This is a genomic window from Streptomyces sp. NPDC059567, assembly GCF_042735655.1.
Classification (GTDB): Bacteria; Actinomycetota; Actinomycetes; order Streptomycetales; family Streptomycetaceae; genus Streptomyces.
In genome coordinates this window covers 1-3,861 of sequence record NZ_JBHWBS010000195.1, presented here as the reverse complement: position 1 = coordinate 3,861, position 3,861 = coordinate 1, and the positions used below count along the sequence as shown (strand labels likewise).

Sequence of the window (3,861 nt, the reverse complement as noted above, 5' to 3'; positions counted from 1 at the left end):
TCGACCAGATGGCACCCCAAGATGAGGCAGACAGATATGCCGAGCACAGCCCGCGCTGATCAGCGCGACCTGGCCACCGCACGCCTGGCAAACGGAGGCAAACGACCCGCCGTCACCCCCGCCGACGCCTGCACCTCCGCCCGCGGCAGTCACCATTGATGACGATCCACAAGCCCGCTACTTCAGACCGGACCAGCGCGGACTGGTTGAGTCGGGCGGGCACGGCGACGGCTCTGGAGACGTCAGCACCCCCGCCAAGGCCCTGCTGAAGTTCTCCACGCCCCGCGACCCGGCCGCCCCCGCGGCGTTCATCAACCTCTCCGTCCTCAACCCGGAACACGAGCACTGGCGGCGCGGGGTGGAAGCCGCCGTCATCAACGCCCTCGAACACGGCGACCTGCGCGTCCCGTTCACCCACCGCGTCCCCAAGGGCGAGGAAGCCGAAGGGGGTCGGGTGGTCGGCCTCGCTCGCAAACTTCCCGCTGGGGCAGTGGACCGCCGACGCGTGCGCCGGTTCTACGCCCGCGGCAACATGGACGACGACCGCATCGCCCAGCTGGAGAAGCTCGGCATGGTCTGGAGCCATCTCAACGTCGCATGGAAGGAGGGCCTGACGCCGCGTCCGGGTGGGCGGCCGAACACAGCCACCTCCTCGCCCCACTCAACGCCGCCCACCAAGGCTACAAAGTCGGCACCTGGCTGCAGAACACACGCGCCGCCGCCCAACCCGCCCAGGACCTCGAACAACGCCAAGCCGACAGACTCCCGATGAAGTCATGGGCCGGCGCCCTGACAGAAGAACGACGCGAACAGCTGGAAGAGATCGACCCCTCCTGGTGCCCGGCCTGGCCAGTGGAATGGCAACGCGCCTTCCACCTCACAAGGCTGCACCTGGAGGAGGTCGGCGGCGAACTGCCCACCGAGCCAGGCATCGTCGTCCACCGCGTCGAAGGCCTCGGACGATGGGTCCGCGCGCAACGCCTCGGCTTCGACTCCGCATCCGTAGAGGGCTGGGTTCCCAGATCAGGGAACCCAGCCCTCCGCTGCGTGTCAGTGCTCCAAGGCAGCTGCCCCTCGCAGAAGGTGGTGGTCCGACATGCCGGCTGTGCATGTAGCCGCGTCACCGCGAAGCGTAGTAAACCAGTAGTAGCTCAGGAAGATGTAGTCGATCTTTCCCGGCTCGCTGACATTGGGCGAGAACTTCTCTTCAGCCGTCCACTCCCCGCTTCGGCAGCGGTCCTGACTCTGCGCGCAGCCGTACGGGTATTCCTTGGGGTTGGGAAAGTTCGCCTTGTCGTTCTCATCGACCTCCTGGAAGACCCCGGTTCCGCCGTTGTGGTTGTACAGAGGAGCCATGCCCGGGTCATGGGGCAGCATGTTGAAGTCACCCGCGAGCACCACCGGGTCTCCAGCCCTGGCATACTCCTCGGCCTTCTGGGCGACCTCGATTGTCTGCTGGTTCCTGTTTGCAGGCCCAGGGTCGATGTGGGTGTTTACAGGCGCGGACCGCGCGTCCCGTGACAGTGGTGCGGCCACACGGCAGGGTGCATCCCTCCGGTGAGGAAGGAGCGCGGGTTCCTGTCCTTCGGATTCAGCGTGGTCAACTCGGTGCGGACCCTGTCAGCCCAGGTGTCACGTCCGGCCCGTGCGGGGTCGTGTCGCCGTCGGGGTGGGGCGATGCCACGATGAAGAGGGAGAGCGGAATCGAGGTGCTCGATGAAGGCTCCTTCCCCGCACCGCGCCGCGCGGGGCCCGGGCCTGTTCACCGGCCGGGACCGTGCCGTGATCACGGCGGCCGCGCTGTCCATGCTGCTCGTCCAGATGGACTGGTTCGCCCTCAACCTCACCCTTCCCGTGATCGCCCGGGACTTCCACGAACCCACCACCGACCTGCAGTGGCTGGTCAGCGGATACATGCTCACCCTGGGCGCCTTCATGATCACCGGAGGGCGGGTCGCCGACGTCCACGGCCGGCGGCGGACACTCGTCTGCGGACTCATCGGCTTCGGCGCCGTCTCCGTCCTGTGCGCCCTGGCACCGTCCACCGGGTGGCTCGTCGCCGGGCGGGTGGTGCAGGGCGTGACCGCCGCCTTCATCTTCCCGGTCGCCGTCGCCGTCGTCACGGCCTACTTCAGGGACGACCGGCAGGGCCGCGCCGTCGGAACGGTGCTCGCCTTCAGCGCCGTGGGCACCGCCCTGGGACCGTTCGTCGGCGGCACGCTCGCCGAACACGTCAGCTGGCGTGCCGTGTTCTATCTCAACGTGCCGATCTGCGCCGCCGCCGTGTTCCTGATGCTCCGCCACGTCCCCGAGACCCGCGACACCCACGCCACGGGGCGGCTCGACCTGCCCGGCGCAGCCGCGATCGCGGGCGGGCTGACACTGATCATGCTCGGCGTGGACCAGGGCTCCGCGTGGGGCTGGGCCGCCCCGGCGACCTGGGGCTGCCTCCTCGCCGGAGCCGCGCTGCTGGCCCTGTTCGCCCGGATCGAGCGGCGCAGCGCGGAACCGTTGCTGGACCTCGCACTGCTACGGAACGGCCCGTTCGTCACCATCACCCTGGCCGGGTCCCTGTCCAACGTCGTCTACTGCCTCGTCGCCGTCTTCTCCGCGCTCTACCTCCAGCAGGCGCGGGGCTTCTCCCCCTTCACCGCGGGGCTGATCTTCCTCGCGCTCTCGGTCGGCGCAGGCACGGCCAGCTACTTCTCAGGGCACCTGGCGCACCGGTGGCGGCCCGAAGTACTCATGGCCATCGCCATGTTCCTCAGCGGTACCTCCCTGCTCGCCCTTACCTGGTCGACACCGATCGGCCTGTATCTCGTGGTCTTCGCCGTGGTCGGCGCCGGGCTGGGCCTCGGCTGGGCCCTGACGAACGTCGCCACCCAGTCGTACGTACCGCAGTCCCGTCTCGCCGCCGCGTCCGGTTTCGTCCTGACGTCGCTGGTCCTGCTCGGCGCGCTGGCCGTCGCCGTCGCCTCGACAGTGCTGGAAGCGCTCAGCGGTTCCGCGTCGAGCGCGGCCTCCGATGGCTCGGCCATCGAGCTGGTGCTCCGCGCCGCGGCTGTGCTCGCCCTGCTCGGAGGAGCGCTCCTGCTCCGCCTGGTCCGCACACCGGACCGGCCTGCGCCGCCAGACTCCCCCTAGGGGGTCTTGCCGGCGATGCCAGCGATGCCGGCGAGGGTGTCGAGCCGGATGAGGGTGCTGGCGTCGGCGTACACGTCGAAGTGCCCAGGGAGGTACACACGAACATGCTCACCGCGTCGCAAGCCATAGGGGCCTGCCTTCTTGGCCGACGAAGCCAGGCCCCGCCGTCCTACGGCTGCGGCGGTGCCGGCGTGGGAAGGTCGAGGACGCGGGCGAGGGCGGCTGTGACGCCGAGCGCAGTGGCCAGACAGGTGCCTGGAGGCCCAGTCGGCTGCCAGCGCGAGGAAGTCGGCCAGGTCGCTCTCGGCGCCGGCGAGCAGGTTGCGGAGCTCGGTGATGGACAGCTCGACCACCGGACTGTCGCTCTGGTCGGCGTTGACGGTGAGCCGGACGGTGTCACCGAAGCGTTCCGCAACCGGTGATAAGGGGTCGTGGCCGAATCCGAGCAGGCTGCCGCCGTCGGCGAACTGGTGCCAGTCGCGCCAGTCCTCCAGTCCATCGCAGCAGCCAGGCAGGAAGGTGACGCCTGTGGAGTTGTCGGTGACCCGCAGGCCGCTGGCCGCGAAGAGGCTGTCGAAGGTCAGCAGTCCGTAAAGAAACGAGTCAAAGGCGTCTGCCGGACGAGGCGGGCGGTCGCCTTCGGGGGCGACGTCATTGCAGCTGGCGATGCGCATCACCGCCGTCCCGACCTCAGCAGGTGAGAGCTCACCGCTGAGG

The 3,861-nt window shown here is 69.1% G+C and carries 2 protein-coding genes and 2 pseudogenes; 2 read left to right on the top strand and 2 right to left on the bottom strand.

Annotated elements, in window-relative coordinates; translation table 11 throughout:
* Positions 1-597: 597 nt before the first annotated feature.
* Positions 598-768 (top strand): annotated as a pseudogene (locus tag ACFVZW_RS36865) (helicase associated domain-containing protein); the annotation flags it as partial.
* Positions 769-1,050: 282 nt separating this feature from the next.
* Here the strand turns inward: ACFVZW_RS36865 and ACFVZW_RS36860 are convergent.
* Positions 1,051-1,551, bottom strand: a pseudogene (locus ACFVZW_RS36860) (endonuclease/exonuclease/phosphatase family protein); the annotation flags it as partial.
* 165 nt (positions 1,552-1,716) lie between these two features.
* On the opposite strand from ACFVZW_RS36860, the gene ACFVZW_RS36855 reads away from it, so the two are divergent.
* The gene (locus ACFVZW_RS36855) at positions 1,717-3,144 is read left to right on the top strand and encodes an MFS transporter (RefSeq protein ID WP_384530940.1); all 1,428 of its coding nucleotides are present in this window, start codon (positions 1,717-1,719) and stop codon (positions 3,142-3,144) included.
* Here the strand turns inward: ACFVZW_RS36855 and ACFVZW_RS36850 are convergent.
* A partial coding sequence (locus tag ACFVZW_RS36850) for a hypothetical protein (protein ID WP_384530938.1) occupies positions 3,141-3,861 on the bottom strand: 721 nt, incomplete at its 5' end. The genes ACFVZW_RS36855 and ACFVZW_RS36850 overlap by 4 nt on opposite strands.